Annotated in this window: 8 protein-coding genes; all 8 read left to right on the top strand. The window is 55.0% G+C overall.

The window, feature by feature from the left end; translation table 11 throughout:
* The coding region (locus ACETWG_03525; GenBank protein MFB0515657.1) for a FlgD immunoglobulin-like domain containing protein at positions 1 to 1,777 on the top strand (1,777 nt) is incomplete at its 5' end.
* A 4-nt stretch (positions 1,778 to 1,781) separates the two neighbouring features.
* Positions 1,782 to 2,399, top strand: a complete 618-nt coding sequence (locus tag ACETWG_03520; GenBank protein ID MFB0515656.1) for a tetratricopeptide repeat protein — start codon at positions 1,782 to 1,784, stop codon at positions 2,397 to 2,399.
* Between the two features lie 301 nt (positions 2,400 to 2,700).
* Positions 2,701 to 12,447: a Calx-beta domain-containing protein gene (locus ACETWG_03515; protein MFB0515655.1), complete on the top strand. Its 9,747-nt coding sequence runs from the start codon at positions 2,701 to 2,703 to the stop codon at positions 12,445 to 12,447.
* A gap of 4 nt (positions 12,448 to 12,451) precedes the next feature.
* Positions 12,452 to 13,054: a hypothetical protein gene (locus ACETWG_03510; GenBank protein ID MFB0515654.1), complete on the top strand. Its 603-nt coding sequence runs from the start codon at positions 12,452 to 12,454 to the stop codon at positions 13,052 to 13,054.
* Between the two features lie 262 nt (positions 13,055 to 13,316).
* Complete coding sequence (locus ACETWG_03505) at positions 13,317 to 14,606, top strand: C69 family dipeptidase (protein MFB0515653.1); 1,290 nt, start codon at positions 13,317 to 13,319, stop codon at positions 14,604 to 14,606.
* A 12-nt stretch (positions 14,607 to 14,618) separates the two neighbouring features.
* Positions 14,619 to 15,728: an NAD(P)/FAD-dependent oxidoreductase gene (locus ACETWG_03500; protein ID MFB0515652.1), complete on the top strand. Its 1,110-nt coding sequence runs from the start codon at positions 14,619 to 14,621 to the stop codon at positions 15,726 to 15,728.
* Between the two features lie 125 nt (positions 15,729 to 15,853).
* Complete coding sequence (ahcY, locus tag ACETWG_03495; GenBank protein ID MFB0515651.1) at positions 15,854 to 17,203, top strand: adenosylhomocysteinase; 1,350 nt, start codon at positions 15,854 to 15,856, stop codon at positions 17,201 to 17,203.
* Positions 17,204 to 18,129: 926 nt separating this feature from the next.
* The coding region (locus tag ACETWG_03490; GenBank protein MFB0515650.1) for a hypothetical protein at positions 18,130 to 18,749 on the top strand (620 nt) is incomplete at its 3' end.

Below are 18,749 nucleotides of genomic sequence, written 5' to 3'. Positions count from 1 at the left end.
TCAGCCCACACCCGCCATATCCATCGATTTTGCCGGGACTGGTGCCGATATCGCTGATACGGCCATGAGCATGGCGACCTTTGATTCTATCTGGACCTATATTGTTGAAGCCCCCACCGGCAATGATGGCTTCGCCACCGTGACTGTGACCGGCCTCGACCTGGCGGGTAATACCATAACACCGATATCGGGCACCACTACTCTGAAGGTGGATAACACGGCGCCGATTATTATACCAACCTCTCCCGAAGAAGGTGATTTCGTGCGGACGACTGCCGTGGCCTATGATCTTGGTGAGACTATCGCCAGCGGCCAGGTTATCTGGACCTGGGAGGCAGGCGTAACGGACGGTGCTTCTCCCCACGTCCAGGCCCTGACAGGGTCTGAATTAACTGCGGGAACCCATAGCGGCCTACTGACCAATGTAGCTTCGCTGGTCCAGGCAGCGGCTTATACTATCGGATTTATCGCCGTCGACAGGGTTGGCAATGCCGATACGATGGAAGTTGAGACCATCACTTATGATACGCTGGCTCCTGGCATTCAAAGTGTTGTTGTTTACGACGGTCCGGCCGCCGACCTCGATTCCACCTGTTCCACCGACACCCTCACAGTACACTACTCGGGTTTTTCTGAGCTGACTTCAGGCATTGTGCTTTATGAATATTCCCTCGGCACCACACCGGGGGGCACCAACGTCATCGACTGGACCGGCAACAATACCGATACCTTGGCGACCGTGCGCGGATTACGATTGGCCTATAAGGCGTACTACTACTTCAGTGTACGAGCTACCGATGGTGCCGGTAATGTGTCCGACTCAGTCTCCAGCGATGGAATTAGGATTGTCGACAAACCGCGGCTGATGGTAAGCGCTGTTCCGAACAGTGTCTTCTCTAATTACCTGCAGATTTTTGTGACTGATACCCTGGCAATGGCCGACAGTATCCGCATTCTGGCCGATAGTGTGCGGGTGACTTCCACACTAATTGATACTTTTTCTTATTCTTATGTGGGTACTCATGAGCTTGAGGAGACCGGTCCGCACAGCCTGAGCGTAACCGGATTCAGCGGCATGGGTGATACAACCTGCACCTACAGCCTTAGCATGGCACTGGCGAAAAAGGATCAGGCGTGGATTGCCATTAGTGCGGATCAGCGCTTCACGACGATGGGACTCCCCGGCTCAGTTAGTATGGACCGTTACCTGCTGGTGGTGGATTCCACCCTAATGGGATTGTCGGCGATCCATGGCGGTGCTTACAGATTGGGCGATGGCCAGTTCCCCTTTAATGAGCCTGTGCGTGTTAGTATGCAGCCCGCTGTGGCTCCGGGACGGGGCGGGGAGTTGCAGGCAATTTATATTTTCAGGATGGATGGTTGCTGGGAGGAACTGCCCACTGTTGATGATGGCGAGCAAGTAAGCACCTGGGTCCGGCGCGCCGGGACATTTCGCCTGGGACCCCGTACCATAGTGGTGCCCCAGGCCACCAGCCTCCATCAGAACTATCCCAATCCCTTCAATCCGACGACCTGCATTAGCTTTGATCTGGGCTTTCAGGATGGTCCTCGCCAGCAGGTTAAGGTGGTGATCCACAATCTGCTGGGTCAGCAGGTGCGAACACTCTATGATGGCGAGGCATCCACTGGACGCTACCAGCTGGTGTGGGATGGGGTGGATGACCAGGGAGCTGCAGTTGCCAGTGGTATTTATTTCGTGCGTCTCTCGACCGGTTCCGGTTACCAGAAGACCAAGAAGATGTTGCTGATAAGGTAGAACGATGGACTTGAAGCCGCGTGTCATTTTCGGTTTTCTCGTTGCCCTGCTGCTAGCGGTGCTCATAGTAGGGGGCTGCCGGGAGCAAGTTTTGCCCGAAGCGCCCGACTATGTCGAATACGGCTGGGAGCTCCTGACCGAAGGCAGCTATCGTGCAGCCATCACCCAATTCGAAGCTGGTACGGAGCTGGACGATTCGTATGCCGATGGCTGGAACGGCCTGGGCTGGGCTTATGCGAAGCTGGGCATTGCCGACACGAGTGCTGACCACTTCTCCGAGGGCGTGGGTCTGGCTGACACGTCCATCGTGGGTACGGAGATCCTGGCGGGACGTTCGTTTGCCAGGTTAGCGCTGGGCAGCTTTTCCGGTGCGGTGGACGATGGCAAGGCGGCCTTATCCCGCTCTCCTACCTGGGTCTTCCGGCGAGATGTCACTGTGACTTACGAGCACGTTACCCTAACCGTGGCAACCGGATTCTATAGTCTGGGCGAGTTTGATTCCTGTCTGGTCTGGATTCGGAAGCTGGATGACACTTTTACGGCCAATGTCAGCACGCTGTCAGGGCGGTCACGGCTAGCGGCTAAACTGGAAACGTTGGAAGAGGATTTACGAGTGGATTAATAAGTTCAGCAGGCTGAGCGGATTTCTTGGATCACAATTGCTTTACGTTTTTAATAGTCTCCATTACCCCTTCGGTATGACTGTAGCACACTTTTATATAAGAGCGAAAATATTTTGCTTTCAATAGTCTTCCATCCCTGAACATTGCTTCTGTGAGTAGCTTACAGTCGGGAGTATGACCTATATCACAAATGGATCAGGTTACTTGATGTAGATCACATCGGGAGTAAAACTTGTAGATTAAGATTAATTTTAGGAGAATATCGTCGATAAGAGATTATATGAGAATAGGATATAAATTTTGCGCAGATCGTTAGAGATGCGTTTTTTTGAAACCACCCTTTTACGGCTCTTTATTTCGCTGGTGATGACCACAGTGGTTTTCGCCCAGAGCAGGGTTGCATTCGAGTCGATTGCCACCGCCTACACCGGTGCCGATGTTCAGGTCCTCGCCATCAACAAACCAATCGGCACGGCTGAGAATGACCTGCTGATCGGGGTCATTGCCACTGATGCGAGCGAGACCATTTTCCCCCCGTCCCCGGACTGGACCCAGATTCAGCAGCATCGAAACGGTGCTACATTGGGTATCTGGTGGAAAGTGGCCGGTTCTTCGGAGCCCGGAGCTTATACCTTCAGCTGGGCGACACCGGAACAGGCGGTAGGCGCAGTCCTGCGCTACAGCGGCGCCGATCCCGGTGATCCGATTAACGGCTCGGCAATCACTAGTGGTAGAGAGCAAGAACCGCTAACGCCGTCAATCAGTTCCACAGTCGACAGTACCATGATCCTTCGTCTGCTGGCGGCGGATAACGCTGACCTGCCAACCCCGGATACGAGCATCTATCCTGCCGGTACAAACGGCCGGTTCGTATTGGCCAGCGGCACCGGTTCGGGCACCGTTACCGGCGCTGTAGCCGATGCTTTCCAGCCTTCCGCCGGGGCTACCGGTCAGGCCGCCTTTTATCTTAGCGGTATAAATAAATTCGTTACCGCCACTGTGGCCATCAAGCCGCGCCCCAGGATCGCCTTCGCCGCGGCCTCCTCAGCGGGTGTTGAAGCCCTCGATGCGAACCTCTCACTGACCTTGTCCGATCCCTCCGGTGCTACCGTGACCGTTGACTATGCTATTACCGGCGGGAGCGCCACGGGAGGCGGCGTCGACTATACCCTCCTCGGATCCGGTATCCTCGCCTTCCTGCCCGGTTCAGTGAGTGAAACCATCAATCTGGATGTTGTGGACGACCTCCGGGATGAAATTGACGAGACTGTCGAAGTAACGATCTCCAACCCGGTCAATGCGGTTTTCGATCCCGCCGGAGCGACGGTCCATACCTATACCATCATTGATAATGACAACGAAGGCCCGGCAGTGGCCTTCACGACCTCCACCTCCAGTGGAGACGAAGGCACGACACCGGCCAATCTGCTGCTCGAGCTCTCAGCGCCTTCTGACTTTACCGTCACTGTCGACTATGCGGCCACCGCTGGCACGGCCACGGGAGCCGGGGTCGACTATACCCTGGCTGCTGGAACGGCCACCTTCCCGGCTGACCAGACTACCTTCAATATCCCGATAACGATTGTAGACGACATCATTTTCGAGACTGATGAAACCATCGTGGTGACGATCTCGGATCCGGACAGCGCCACCCTGGGAGCGATCACCACTCACACCTATACCATTACCGATAACGATACGCCGCCTGAAATCCAGTTTGCCCTTTCCTCGTCCAGCGGTGATGAGGGTACCACCCCCGCTAAGCTCCTGGTGCGCCTGTCCGAGGTGTCTTCCCAGAATGTATCGGTGAGCTATGCCGCTACCGGCGGTACGGCTACTAGCGGTGACGATTATGCTCTGTCGGCGGCTATGGCTATCATTACAGCCGGGGATATCGACACTACCATTGATGTCACTATCGTGAACGATGATCTCGATGAGAACGATGAGACCATCGCGGTGACCCTTTCCGATCCGGTGAATGCCACCCTAGGTGCTACTAAAGTTCATACGTTCACGATCGTAGATAACGACACGCTTCCCGTAATACAGTTTTTCACCTCCGCATCTGAAGGGAATGAGGCCGTCACGCCGGCCGTTTTCCAGATAAAGCTCGCTCCCATATCCGGACGTGAGGTCACGGTGGATTATATCGTCACCGGTGGTAACGCTACCCCCGGCGGTATCGATTACACCTTAGCGGCTGGTACAGCCACGATTCCGGCTGGTGCTACCGCTACCAGTTTTAATGCTAACATTGTAGATGATTTTATTGATGAGGGTCTTGAGACCATCGCGGTGACCCTCAGCGATCCGGTGAACGCTGCCCTGGGAGTTAATTCTGTCCATACCTATACCATCTATGATAACGATGAGCCGCCGACGGTGCAGTTTGCCGACTCGGCCTCAAGCGGCGACGAGAGTATATCTCCGGTAGCTCTGCAGCTGGTATTGTCCGCGCCCTCGGCTTTCGAGATTACTGTTGACTATGCAATATCTGGGGGTAATGCTGAGCCGACAGACTATGTGCTCGATCCTGGTACCGTTACCATTTCGTCGGGTGCCACCTCTGCTAGTATCAGCTTGATCATTATTGATGACTTGGAGTATGAATTAGAAGAAGATTCGGTTCAAGTGAGCATATCCAATCCGGTGAATGCCAATCTGGGTCCAAACACCGTCCACACTTACACCATCACAGATAATGAAACGCAACCCGTCGTTCAGTTTGCCCTGACCAGTTCCAGCGGGGATGAGGGGAGCTCGCCGGCCAATCTGGCAGTGCAGCTGTCGTCGGCTACCGATAATAACGTCACGGTTGACTATGCCGTTACCGGAGGCACCGCTGCTGGCGGCGGTGTCGACTATACTCTCCTGCCGGGTACGGCCACGATTCCGGCCGGTGAGACGGCGGTCAATATTCAGCTAGCCATAAGTGATGATGTTCTGGATGAGAGTAATGAAACGGTCATCGTCAGCTTATCTAATGCCGTTAATGCATCGTTAGGGGGCAATCAGACTCATACCTATACTATTCAGGACAATGATCCGCCGCCAACCATCCAGTTTACGACGGCCGCTTCCAGCGGTGGGGAGGAGCAGTCGCCAGCTTATCTGCCGCTGGAGCTCTCCACGGTGTCTGCCCTCAATGTCACGGTTGATTATTCGGTGACGGGAGGTAGCGCCACTGGTGGCGGTACGGATTACATTCTGGCGGTGGGCAGTGCCACCATCAACGCCGGGACCACCACGACCAGTATCTGCCTCGATGTGGTCAATGATGAACTGTTCGAATCGGACGAGACCATTGAAGTAACTATTTCCAATCCTGAGAATGCCACCCTGGGTGCCCGGACGGTGCATACCTATACTATCGTGGATGACGACAATGCACCTGAAGTCCAGTTTGTCCTGACCAGTTCCAGCGGATACGAGGGAATTCCATCAGCCACGCTGCAGCTGGAGCTGTCCTGGCCCTCCGAGTCGGTGGTGACGGTTAACTACGCCGTCTCCGGTGGCACGGCCAAAGGTGCTGGAGTGGATTATACGCTGGTGGCTGGGACGGTCACGATTCCGGCTAGAGAAATCGCCGCGGCCATCAGCTTCGACATCACCGATGACCTCCTCGATGAGAGTGATGAGACGATATTGGTCTTCCTCTCCGCTCCCGTAAATGCTACTCTGGGTCCCAACTCAATTCATACCTACACGATTGTCGATAATGATGCGCGCCCGTTTATCCAATTTGCGACGATCAGCTCCACCGATAGTGAAGGCACTAATCCAGCTTTCATCCAGCTGGAGCTGAATACCATCTCCGGGCAGGACGTGACGGTCGATTACGCTGTGACCGGCGGGACGGCCTCGGGTGATGGAATCGACTTCATTTTTGCTGGGGGTGTCGCCCTGATTCCAGCTGGTGACTCCACTGCGGCCCTCAGCCTCCCCATCGTAAACGACCTGCTGGACGAGGACGACGAGACGGTGGTGCTGACCCTCACCGACCCGGTCAATGCCAACCTGGGCATCAATACCCTCCATACCTACACTATCAGTGATGACGATGCTCCCCCCTGGATTCAGTTCACCACCGAGAGTTCCAGCGGAGATGAGAGCATCACCTCGGTTGATCTTCAGCTGGAGATCTCAGCGATTTCGGGACGGAATACGAGCGTGTATTATGCTGTGACCGGTGGAACGGTTTCGGGCGGCGGTGTGGATTACTTCCTGCCTGCCGGCATGGTTACTATCCCGGCTGGTGAATTCATTGCGCATATTAACCTCCTGATCCAGGACGACGACGTTGGAGAGCACGATGAAACGCTGGAGGTGACCCTTTCGAACCCGGTGAATGCCCAGCTGGGGGCCAAAACTGTTTATACCTATACTATTATTGATAATGAGAGTCCCCCAGAGGTTGCCTTCACCGTCGCCAGTGGTGGCCGCGCGGAGGGGGCCCTGGAAGATTCGATTGAGGTGAGTCTCACGATCTTCTCGGCCTCCTGGGATATGGATGTTTTCGTGAATTATTCCGTGCAGAATATCTCGGCAGTCGGCGGCGGCGTTGATTATGTGCTGAGTTCGGGTACGGCTATCATACCGGCGGGCCAGCTCAATACCATTATCAGCGTGAATCTTAATGATGATGCCTTGGATGAGGAGGATGAAACCTTCAAGGTGACCCTCTCGAATCCGGTAAACGCCACTCTGGGCGCAGGTACCGTGTTCACCTATAATATAGTTGATGACGACGCCCCACCCACGATCCAGTTTTCCCTATCGGCATCCGAGACGGCTGAGGCCAATACGATGGCCAGCGTTCAGGTGCAACTGTCCCCCGTGTCAGGACGCCCTGTCTCGGCGGGCTATGCCGTCAGCAATGGTACAGCCACCGGCGGCGGGGTGGACTATGCTCTGGTCCCCGGCACCGTCACCATTCCGGCCGGCGCCACCGCCACTACGATCAGCGTCGGGATAATAGATGATATCCTGAACGAGGACGACGAGCTGGTTGAACTCACCTTGTCGAATCCCGTCAACGCCATGCTGGGGGCCGACGCGACTCATCTTCTCACCATAAAGGATTATGATCTCCTGCCCATCGTTCAGATAGCCGCTTCGGCGCGGGGACATGAAAGCGATACCACCGCCCATATGCCGGTAACCCTGACGCCGGTCTCGGGGCGTGAAGTGAGCGTGGCGTATCGGGTCTCAGGTGGTACAGCCACCGGAGGTGGGGTGGATTACACCTTGAACGATGATATCCTCACTATTCCGGTGGGGGCTACCGGGGCTGATATCCTGGCCAATCTCATCAATGATTCCATATATGAAATTGATGAGACCATCGAGGTGACCATCGAGAATCCCACGAACGCGAACATTGGTGCCGGCAAGGTTCATACTTTCACGATCAATGATGACGATGCCGAAGTAACCATCCAGTTCGTGACAACCTCGACTCTGGTGGCGGAGAATGCGTTTCCACCTACCCTTCAAGTTCAATTGGATAGTATTGCTGGTATTCCCGTATCGGTCGACTACGCCGTTACCGGTGGTACCGCCATTGGCGATAATGTTGATTATACCCTGAATGCAGGGACTGTTACTATTCCTAAGGGAGTCCTCACCGCCGACATCACATTTCTGCTCCACGATGATAGCGTTTATGAGGGTGATGAAACCTTTGTGGTCACCCTTTCTAATCCGTCCGACGGAATGAATCTGGGGGTCAATGCCGAGCACACGGTGACTATTATAGAGGACGAAGCCCCGCCGGTGCTGGCGTTCAACCTGGCTACATCCGGCGGGGATGAATCGAGTAGCGTACCGATTGTTGTGACGCTGTCGTCGGCCTCGGCTCTGCCGGTGACGTTCGATTATGCGGTAACGGGGGGCACGGCCACCAGCGGCGTGGATTATGCCCTCACAGGCAGCAAAGGCACCATCTCTCCGGGAGACACATCCAGCAACATTCCGATCATTATTTATGGTGATGGCCTCGATGAGAATGATGAGACCATCATCCTGGGCCTATCTAATCCGGTGAATGCCACCCTGGGGGCGGTCAGCGTTCACACCTACACTATTGTGAATGACGACCTGGCCCCCAGCATCCAGTTTTCCGGAACCAGCTGCAGCGGCTCGGAGATTCTCAGTCCGGTCGTGCTTACGCTCAATCTCACGAATCCCTCGGGCAGAGAGATCACGGTGGATTACAGTATTGGCGGCGCAGCTGACAGTGGCGGTGTCGATTTTACGCTAGATGCGGGACCTATTATCATACCGGCAGGGGCTTCATCAGCCACCCTGACACTGTGGATTATCGATGACGACCTCTACGAGCTCAGCGAAACGGTTGTCATCGAACTGACCGATTTCACGAATGTCAAGCCCGGTGTGAATACGATTTATACCTATACGATTAGTGACAATGATTATCTCCGGCGACCGACCATTGCCTTTACGCAGGCCAGATCGGAGGGTGCTGAGGGGCTCGCTTCCCCGGGAGTGGAGCTAGCCCTCTCCAACAGGTCCGGGGCAGATATCGCGGTAGTCTATAACGTTTTAGACGGCAGTGCCGCCGGAGACGTCGATTTCGCCATCAGTGGCGGAACGGTCACGATTCCCGCCGGTGATTCCACTACTATTATACCGCTGGCCATCATAGACGATGCCTTCGATGAGCCGGATGAAACAGTGTTAATCACCCTTGCCAGTCCCACGAACGCGGAGCTGGGTCTGCAGAAAGTGCATACCTATACCATCCTGGACGATGATGAACCACCCGAAGTGAGTTTTGCTACCGCTTCGTCAGATGGGGAAGAGAGTGTCTCCCCGGTCAGCTTCGGGCTCAACCTGACCGCTCCCTCGCAGAGACCCGTCAGTGTGGATTACATTGTTAGCGGGACAGCTACCGGCGGAGGTGTCGATTATTCCCTGTGCAGCAGCACAGCCTACTTCTCTCCGGGTAAAACTGCGGTCATCCTTAAGGCCAATGTATTTGATGATCCCTTCACAGAGGGTGATGAAACCATTCGGATCGACCTCGCCAATCCTGTTAATGCCATTTTGGGGGACAAATCGGTCCTTATCCATACTATTCTGGATAATGACGAGCCTCCGGTTTCCTTTACCCTTGGACCTGTGTCACCCATGGGCGGAACCATCGTCCCCGGGTATTGGAACAGCACCAACACCACGCTGGAAGTCCAGGTGCCTGTGGGTACAGCCCTCAGTCTCGATGGAGGGAATATCCAGCTTCGGGCCCGGATTGGTGCCTGGGATTATGAGAGTGTGGGCAGTCCGTATTTCATCACGTCGCGTGACATGGGTAGTACCAAGACCATGATACTTTCTGCCGCCCAGTTCGAAGGAATAAGCCATTTCGCTGATGGTGTCGTGGCAACGGTCACAGCGGTGATTTCCGATGCGGTGGGCAATACCGTTACCGATTCTGTTGGCAGTCCGCCGCTCTTTGTGGATCAGACCCCGCCGGCCGATTTTATGGTGGGGGCGGTAGTAACCACTGGCGGAACCAGTGTGCCGCTATATTGGAACAGCAGCAACACCGGCCTGACGGTAACTATCCCCATCGCTGCGGATACCACTATCATAGGTGGCATGCTCCAACTCCAGGCTGAGGCAGATGGCTTCTACCAGAACCTGGGGGCGTCGGACTCCATCGAGGCCATTGACCTCGTTATCGGTCGGGTGACCGTGGCTGTAGCCGCTACTGAAGATACGGTACGGGGTGTGAAGCAGCTGTCCGGTTTCTCGGAGGGTGATGTCCTGACTTTCCGTGCTCTCATCACCGATGTGGCCGGTAACCGCACGGTGAGCGGCGTCAGCGCCGACAGGCTGACTGTAGATCAAACCCCACCACAAGCGGCTATCACTTACAGCGATACTGTAGCCAAGGAGGGCGACGCGGTGACTATTACCGCCACCTTCGCGGATGCAGACATTACCTCCCCGCAGATAAGCATTGACTATGCCGGTGAAACGATTTCCGGCTCCTTGGTTCCCACCGAGGACCCAGTCGTATGGATCTACACTGCCGTTATCCCAGCCGGGAACGATGGCCCTGTTACCGTCACCATCGTCGCCACTGACCTGGCCGGTAATCCGTTGACGCTTGAGAATATTACCGGTCGCACCGGCTTGTATGTAGACAACAACCCACCGGGTTATGTGCTGGCTTATTCCGACACCCTAGCCCGCGTGGGCGACGTAGTGACCATTACCGCCACTTTCCAGGAGCCGGTCCGACCGACCCCAACCTACGCAGTAGATTTTGCCGGAATCGGCGCTGATTTTGCTGGCTTACAGATGTTCCGGGCGGAGTCTGATTCGATCTGGACCAGCCTGGTGACAATCCCGGCCGGGAACGACGGATTTGCTGCGGTTACGGTAACGGCCTACGATCGGATCGGGAATCTTGCCGTGCCGCTGGCAGGCACCTATAGCCTCAAAGTTGATAATACCCCGCCGGTCGTTACATCGGTAATGCCTGACACGGGCGATTTCGTACGCACCGCAGCGCTTTCATATATTCTAAACGAGAGAGCCGATAGCGGGTGGGTGACCTGGACCTGGGAGCTTAATCCCGGCGTTATTGACGATGCTTCCCCCCATGTGGTCCCCCTGACCGGCGACAAGTTGAACGCCGGTACTCACGCCGGTCTCCTGCCCAATTCACCCCAGCTGGTTCAGGGTGCCGCCTATACCATTGAGATTAGTGCTCTGGATCAGGCCGGCAACCGTGGTTTCGGTGCCATTCCCAACGTGGTTTATGATACCCTGGCGCCCGGAATCGAGACCGCCATTGTCTACGATGGGGAAGGGGAGGATATTGATACAAGCCGCTCGACCCACATGTTGGCGGGCCATTATTCCGGCTTTTCGGAACCGACATCCGGGATCGTACTGTACGAGTTCGCTGTTGGAACCACCCCCGGGGCTATGGATGTTCTCGGTTGGACAGAGAATGGTACCAACACCTCCATAACCGTTTCAGATCTCCAGCTGGAGTACAGGACCACCTATTATATTGTCGTGCGCGCCACTGATGGCGCAGGAAACGTGTCTGCCCCCGTGGTCAGTGACGGCGTGATAATCGTAGCCAAGCCCCAGCTCACGACCAGTGTGGTGCAGAACAATCTCCTGTCCGCCTTTGGGCAAGTCTTGATAGTCGATTCCTTGGGCATGGCAGATAGCGTTCACCTTATTGTGGACGACTCACTGGTTAATTTGCTGGAAGTTGAGAGCTTTACGTATGTGGCTACGCACAAGTTCGCGGATATCGGTACCCACTCGCTGCTGGTGGTGGGCTTCAGTGTGGCCGGGGATACTACCCTGACCTACAGTCTCGGCTGGGCGCTGGCCAAGCGGGGACAGACCTGGGTGGCATCCAGTCCCGACGCGCACTTCAGGGTGGTGGGTACAGCGGGCAGTGTCAGCCGGGACCGCTACCTGCTAGTCGTGGATTCGACGCTCATGGCTCCGTCGACGGCTGGCGGCGGCGCCTATCGGCTGGGTGATGGACAATCACCCTTTGATAAGCCCGTTCGTGTCAGCATGCGGCCAGTTATGGAAGGCCTGACGAAGGGAATGGCGGATCAGGCCATTTACCTCCTCCGGTCCGGTGGTTACTGGGAAGAGCTGCCCACAATAGACGATGGTGAGATGGTAACCACCTGGTCTGAGAGCGCCGGAACATTCCGTCTCGGTCCCCGGACGATCATTGTGCCCACGATTACCGGGTTGCACCAGAATTATCCGAATCCCTTCAATCCTAGCACGAGAATCGTTTTTGACCTGGGCTTCAATGATGGTCCGGTACAACGAGTCAATGTGGTAATATATAATATCCTGGGGCAGCGGGTGCGGACACTCTTAGAAGGCGAGGCCCGGATGGGTCGGTATGAGCTGCTCTGGCACGGGATTGATCAGCAAGGCAGATCGGTCGCCAGCGGCATTTACTTTATACATCTGGTGACTGATACCGGTTATCGGGCAACGAAAAAGATGTTGCTGGTGAGGTAGGGTCATGAGACGAAAGCTTGTGTATGTTCCACTTGCATATGCCATCGGCTTAACGCTCGCTGTCACCGCTTGCCAAGTGGAGATGGAGCCGGAAGCTCCCGATTACGTAGAAGAAGGCTGGCAGCTGCTGGCCGAACGCCAGTATCGTGCAGCTATCGGCCAATTCAGTGAGGGTACGGCTGTCTTGCCAGAATACGCCGACGGCTGGAATGGACTGGGATGGGCCTATGGCAAGCTCAGTATTGCCGATACCAGTGTCGTCAACTTTGATATCGGTGGGGGGCTCTCAGACCCCACCATCATAGGAGTGGAGATACTGGCGGGGCGTTCGTTCTCCAACCTGGCCTTGGGGGAGTTCAGCGATGCTGTGGCAGACGCCAAGAAGGCTTTGAGCCGGGCCCCAATCTGGGTCTTTCGTCGCGATCCCACCCTGAGCTACCGGCATCTCGTCCACACCGTGGCCACCGGGTTTTTCGGCCTGGCCGAATTTGACTCTTGCCTGGTCTGGGTTCAGCGGCTGGATAATACTTTCACGGTAGATGTGACCAGCTTATCCGGGAGGTCGAAGCTGGCAGCCAAACTGGAAGCGTTGAAAGACATACTCTAAGTGTGGGACCAGCGATCGCCGGCCCGATCTCTGGGACTCTCTAGTGATTATCTGAACAGCTTATAGAAAAGCAACCCAGCTGCGGGTTTCTTTATTCCGGCGGCTGGGCAGTGGGTATCATCCCACCCCATTTTCCACACCTCATCCTTGCATTTCTCCATCATGTCATCCTGGCGGGTGGTTCGCTTGCCTTACTGGCATAAGAAAATCTTGGACGTAGCAGGGTAACGAACGATAGCTTATCAACCCTATGTCGAGCACGATGGTCATTCCTGCTGCAGCCAGCCCCGATGGTGCCATGTACTTTGGCAAGAATAACAACCGGGAGCCGGGAGAGTGCCAGCTAATCATAACGCAACCAGCTGTGGAACACGATGCTAATACTCTGGTCAAGTGCACCCACATAACCATCCTTCAAGTTCCTCAGCGCTATAGCATTGTACTCAGCAAGCCGTGGTGGACCTGGGGTGGTGAGATGGGTGCCAATTACCAGGGTGTGATTATCGGCTGTGAGGCGCTTCTCACCCGGGATCATGAATCCGAACCGGGCCTGATCGGGATGGACCTGGTACGATTGGGTCTTGAGCGCGGCGGTACGGCGGAGGATGCCCTGGACGTTATCATTTCCCTGCTCCAGAGCCATGGGCAGGGTGGGGCCTGCCGGTACGAGGATGTCTCCTATAGTCATGACAACAGTTTTATCATTGCCGACGCGAATGAGGCTTGGATATTGGAAACGGCTGGTCGGCATTGGGCGGCCAAGCGGGTCGAGAGTGGGACAATTCTCTCTTCCAGACTGACGCTGGGAACTGACTATGAGCGCAGTTCCTACGCTTTGCCCCAATATGCCCAATTGAGAGGGTGGGTGAAGCAAGATGAAGAGGTGCACTTCGCAGACACGTTTAGCTGCAAGTTGCATACTCGTTTGAGCCTTGATCGTCAACTTCGGGAGAGCCTCCTAAGGGGATTATCCCAGCTGGACCGCAATTATCCGCACCTTGGAATGATGCGGTTGCTCCGGTGGCGGAGGAGTGTTCATCCGGGGCGGAGGTCGAAGAGCGATGTGGCCCTCCATGCCGGAGGACTATTCCACCGGGCGCAGACGACCGGATCGATGGTGGCTCGGGTATCGCCGCGGCGCAAGGACTGCTTTTTTACCGGCACCTCTGCTCCCGACCTGTCGGTTTTCAAGCCCGTCCATTTTGGTCAATCGCTCGATGATGATCTTCAGGGAGTAGACCTTTCACGCTACCATGAAGAGAGTCTCTGGTGGCGGCACGAGAAATTACATAGAGCCCTGTTACTGGCTCCCCGCCTGATTGCTGATTATTCAAAGGAGCGGGACGAGCTTGAGAGAAACATGGTTACGGAGTTGGCAACCGAGAAAGGCCGTCAGCTGGCGCACACTCGCAACAAACTGCGGGAAGATCTGCTGAAGTGGGAGGAAAGCTGGATCGGGAAGGTTGCCTCTGTCAAAAGCTCTTTCCTGGCGCTAGGCCCGTTTGCATTTTACTGGAAGAGGCAGAACCGCCGGGACGGGATCGAACTCTAGCATCGCCAATAGATGTATGATCTGGTGATCATCGGGGCAGGTGCCGTCGGCTTATGCATAGCCCGGTACTTTCAAGTGGAGCGAGGCTGGCAGTGCCTGGTGGTGGAAAAGGAAGCGGACATTGGCCGAGGCATCAGTTCGCGGAATAGTGAAGTGATCCATGCCGGGCTTTATTATCTCCCTGGCTCCTTAAAAGCCAATTTGTGTGTCGAGGGCAAGGAACAGCTTTATAAGTATCTCGAGCGGAACAACCTTCCCTTCCGGCGCTGTGGCAAATATGTTATAGCTTCTCCTGACCAGGAGGCCGAGCTTCGACAGCTGGCGGAGCGGGGTAGCATCAACGGCGTGACGGATCTGGAGCTAGTGGAGGGAAAGGAGATCCGAAGGCTCTACGATCAGCTGTCCTGCTATCCGGCCTTATACAGCCCCAGTAGCGGCATTCTGTCGGTTGACAGCTGGTTGCGGCATCTGGCGGGAGAGTTTCAAGCGGCCGGTGGTGATTTGGTGGTGCTGACCAGGTTCACCGATATGACCACCATTCCGGGCGGGTATGATCTGGTCATGATGGACGCCGGGGGTGACACGATCACCATCCAGGCTGAGCGGGTAGTGAATGCGGCCGGCCTGGACTCGCTGGACGTGGCGAACCAGCTGGGATTCGATTATGCGCAACGGGATTTCCTAATCAAGTATTGCAAGGGCTCCTATTTCAAAGTCCCGGCGGCGCGGGGGCTTTTTCGCCATCTGATCTATCCGTTGCCAGATGCTAAAAGTCTGGGGATTCACGTGTGCCTGGATCTGTTGGATGAGGTGGGGCTGGGTCCGGATGCCCAGTATTTAGCCGAGAATGTTTTAGATTATACCATTGATCCGTCCAAAGAGGATGAGTTTCGGCGTCAGGTGTGCCGATACTGGCCAGCGGTGGATCAGTATATCCTGGAGCCGGATTGGGCCGGCATTCGGCCGCACCTGTTTGTAGGAGGCGAATACCATACCGATTTTTATATTGCCGAGGAATCTTCAGCGGGCTGTCCCGGCTGGGTGAATCTGTTCGGTATTGACAGCCCCGGCCTGACGGCTGCTCCGGCCATGGGGCCGTACCTCGAAACGCTTTGGGGCTGACAATCATCCGAATAGGGTCTTTACTGTTCCTTATTAACAAGCTTCCTCGAAAGAGTAGCCCGTGTTGATGGAATCACTTAAGTTTAGGCCCGCTATAAAGTATCGCATGACAGGAAGGGTAACCGATGGCAGTTCAAGAGGTAGCATCCGATACGGCAACCGGAAGCGATGATAAAAAGACCGTTGTTCCGGATTACAAGATAGCCGATATCACCCTGGCCGATTTCGGCCGTAAAGAAATAATCCTGGCCGAGGAGGAGATGCCCGGCCTCATGGCCTTGAGGGCCAAGTACAGCTCCAGCAAACCGCTTCAAGGTGCCCGCATTACCGGCTGCGTCCATATGACCGTCCAGACGGCGGTCTTGATTGAAACCTTACGGGCGCTCGGGGCCGAAGTGCGGTGGTCCTCTTGCAACATTTTCTCCACCCAGGATCATGCCGCCGCCGCGATCGCCGCCCGCGGCGTGCCGGTCTTTGCCTGGAAAGGTGAGACGGAAAAAGACTACTGGTGGTGCATCGAACAGACCCTCAGGTTCCCCGGGGGCAAAGGACCACAGCTACTGATCGATGACGGCGGTGACCTGACGCTTGTCGTAATCGAAAAGCACCCCGAGCTCATTCCAGCGGTTCGGGGGGTTTCCGAGGAGACCACCACCGGCGTCCACCGCCTCCATCGGATGGAGCGCGAGGGTAGTCTGCCCTTCCCCGCGGTAAACGTGAACGACTCGGTGACCAAGTCCAAGTTCGATAACAAGTACGGCAACCGGGAGAGCCTGGCCGATGGCATCAAGCGGGCCACCGACATCATGCTGGCGGGTAAGATCGTGGTGATTGCCGGCTACGGTGACGTGGGCAAGGGCTGTGCCCAATCCATGCGGGGCTACGGCGCCCGGGTGATCATTACCGAGGCTGATCCCATCAATGCCCTCCAGGCGGCCATGGAAGGCTTCGAGGTCAGGACCATGGACGCGGTGTGTGAGACCGGCGATATCTTCGTCACCGGCACCGGCTGCATGCATGTGATTACCGGCGCGCACATGGAACGCATGAAGCATAATGCCATTGTGTGCAATATCGGCCACTTCGATATCGAAATCGACGTGAAGTACCTATTGAACACGCCGGGTATCAGCGAGGAGAACATCAAGCCCCAGGTGGACAAGTTCACTTTCCCCGACGGGCATTCCATTATCCTACTCAGCCGGGGGCGGCTGGTAAACCTGGGCAACGCCACCGGCCATCCCTCTTTTGTCATGTCCTGCTCTTTTACCAACCAGATTCTGGCCCAGATGATGCTCTGGAAGGAGGATCTGGAGCAAAAAGTCTACCTGTTGCCCAAGAAGCTGGATGAGGAAGTGGCCCGTCTGCACCTGCCCAAGCTGGGTGTGGAGCTCACGCAACTTTCCCCTGAACAGGCTGACTATCTGGGCGTGGATGTGGACGGCCCCTACAAGCCGGAGGGGTATCGGTACTAGGGAGAGAACTCCTGAAGGAGTTCATATTTTATTTTGCCGCCCCAATCCCACGGTTAAAACCGTGGGCTAAGCTAAATCAAGACTTGACAGTGTGAATCGTTTTGCCGGGGGAGACGGGCCCCGTTTTATAACCGCATATTCTGGGTAGCCAGTGATGAAATTCAACAAAATCCATACAAAATTCGGCATTTTAGAATTTTTTCCCGACGGGAGTGTTAAATCCGGGGTGTAGAATTTTCTACTCCACAACCAGCCCCGCTACACTTCGTTACGCGGGGTAAACTCCCCGCTTTCTGCGGGACTGGGAGCAGGGCGGGGCGATATGGCGGCGGCATCATCATAGTGCCGGAATATAAGACTCTGGATGCGGTTTGTCGTTCGCCTGGTGCGCGAGATGCGCGAAAAAATAAGTTTCAAGTTTCGAGTTTCAGGTTTCGAGTTACCGGTGGGCGGAAGAGAGCGCCGGGATGGTACATTGACGATTGAGAATTGAAGGTTGTCGATTGAAGATTGAGAGGGAAATGGGAAAAAAGCGGGAAGCAAACTGCCAAGAAAGCAGAGAAGACATGTTGAGATCGCCCGGCTACGTTGCTACGCCCGTTTGGCCTGTAAGGATGCCGGGCAAGCCGCCAGACAAGCGGCGGAAAAGTCAGCGGCTAGCGATTAGTCCGCCGGTTAATAACTCACCCCTCCCACTTCGTGGGGCCCCTCTCTTACAAAGAGAGGGGAAAATATGCTCAGTTTCCTTAGACTATGCCTGCATTTCCCTTGAAGATTGTAATATGATGGATTACATTGCCTGCGTAACCAATCAAGAGAGTCGTTTCGCAGTATAGCAGGGCGGGGTTCGTTAGGAGCAAGCGTTGATATGCTGGGGGAATGCCGTATGATAATAGTTATACGTACTATGCGAGGACGAGCAACCTATGAAAGATCCAGGCAATCAACTGCGTGACTATTTAGATAAGCTGATTCGCCGCTTCCTCTACATAAAAAGTTTGGATCGGCAGCTTAAGATTATAAATGAATGGGAGACTCCAAACAGGGTTGAAGCGCTTAACATAGGGTCATACTTCTTCAGGCTCGTCGTTTACAGCTTTAATCGTACCATCTTAATCGAGCTATGCAAGCTTGTTTCGGACAAAGAGAAGAAATCGATGGTTGACTGGTTGAAGAAGGCGAAAGAGCATGCCGCTTCCATTAGGCCAACCCGTCACAATCCAGACTATTCCGAAGCGGAACGCGAACCTATCAAACCGGAAGAATATCGCACTATCATCGACAACCAGGAAGCTCAACTTGATGCACAAAAAATAGTGATTGACCGGGTTAAAGCCCAGAGGGATAGAGCATTAGCACATTCGGATGCAGCCTACTTCAATAATCCACAAGCTCTTTACAAGCGTTATCCCTTGAGCACGAAAGATATTGACGGTCTCATGGATACAGTGAGCGAAATTCTAAGACAGCAGGACTTTTTTCTGCGAAGAGGATATTTCTTAGAGATGGAAGTTAAAAGTGCGCACAATGTTGATTTGATCTTGCG

Source organism: Candidatus Neomarinimicrobiota bacterium, from assembly GCA_041862535.1.
Lineage (GTDB): Bacteria > Fidelibacterota > Marinisomatia > SCGC-AAA003-L08 > TS1B11.
This window is presented reverse-complemented; position numbering and strand designations above follow the sequence as displayed.

Excerpts from the sequence above, each read along its gene's own strand:
- ACETWG_03520 (MFB0515656.1), top strand. The coding sequence starts at position 1,782 with ATGGACTTGAAGCCGCGTGTCATTTTCGGTTTTCTCGTTGCCCTGCTG.
- ACETWG_03510 (MFB0515654.1), top strand. The coding sequence starts at position 12,452 with ATGAGACGAAAGCTTGTGTATGTTCCACTTGCATATGCCATCGGCTTA.
- ACETWG_03505 (MFB0515653.1), top strand. The coding sequence starts at position 13,317 with ATGGTCATTCCTGCTGCAGCCAGCCCCGATGGTGCCATGTACTTTGGC.
- ACETWG_03500 (MFB0515652.1), top strand. The coding sequence starts at position 14,619 with ATGTATGATCTGGTGATCATCGGGGCAGGTGCCGTCGGCTTATGCATA.
- ahcY (MFB0515651.1), top strand. The coding sequence starts at position 15,854 with ATGGCAGTTCAAGAGGTAGCATCCGATACGGCAACCGGAAGCGATGAT.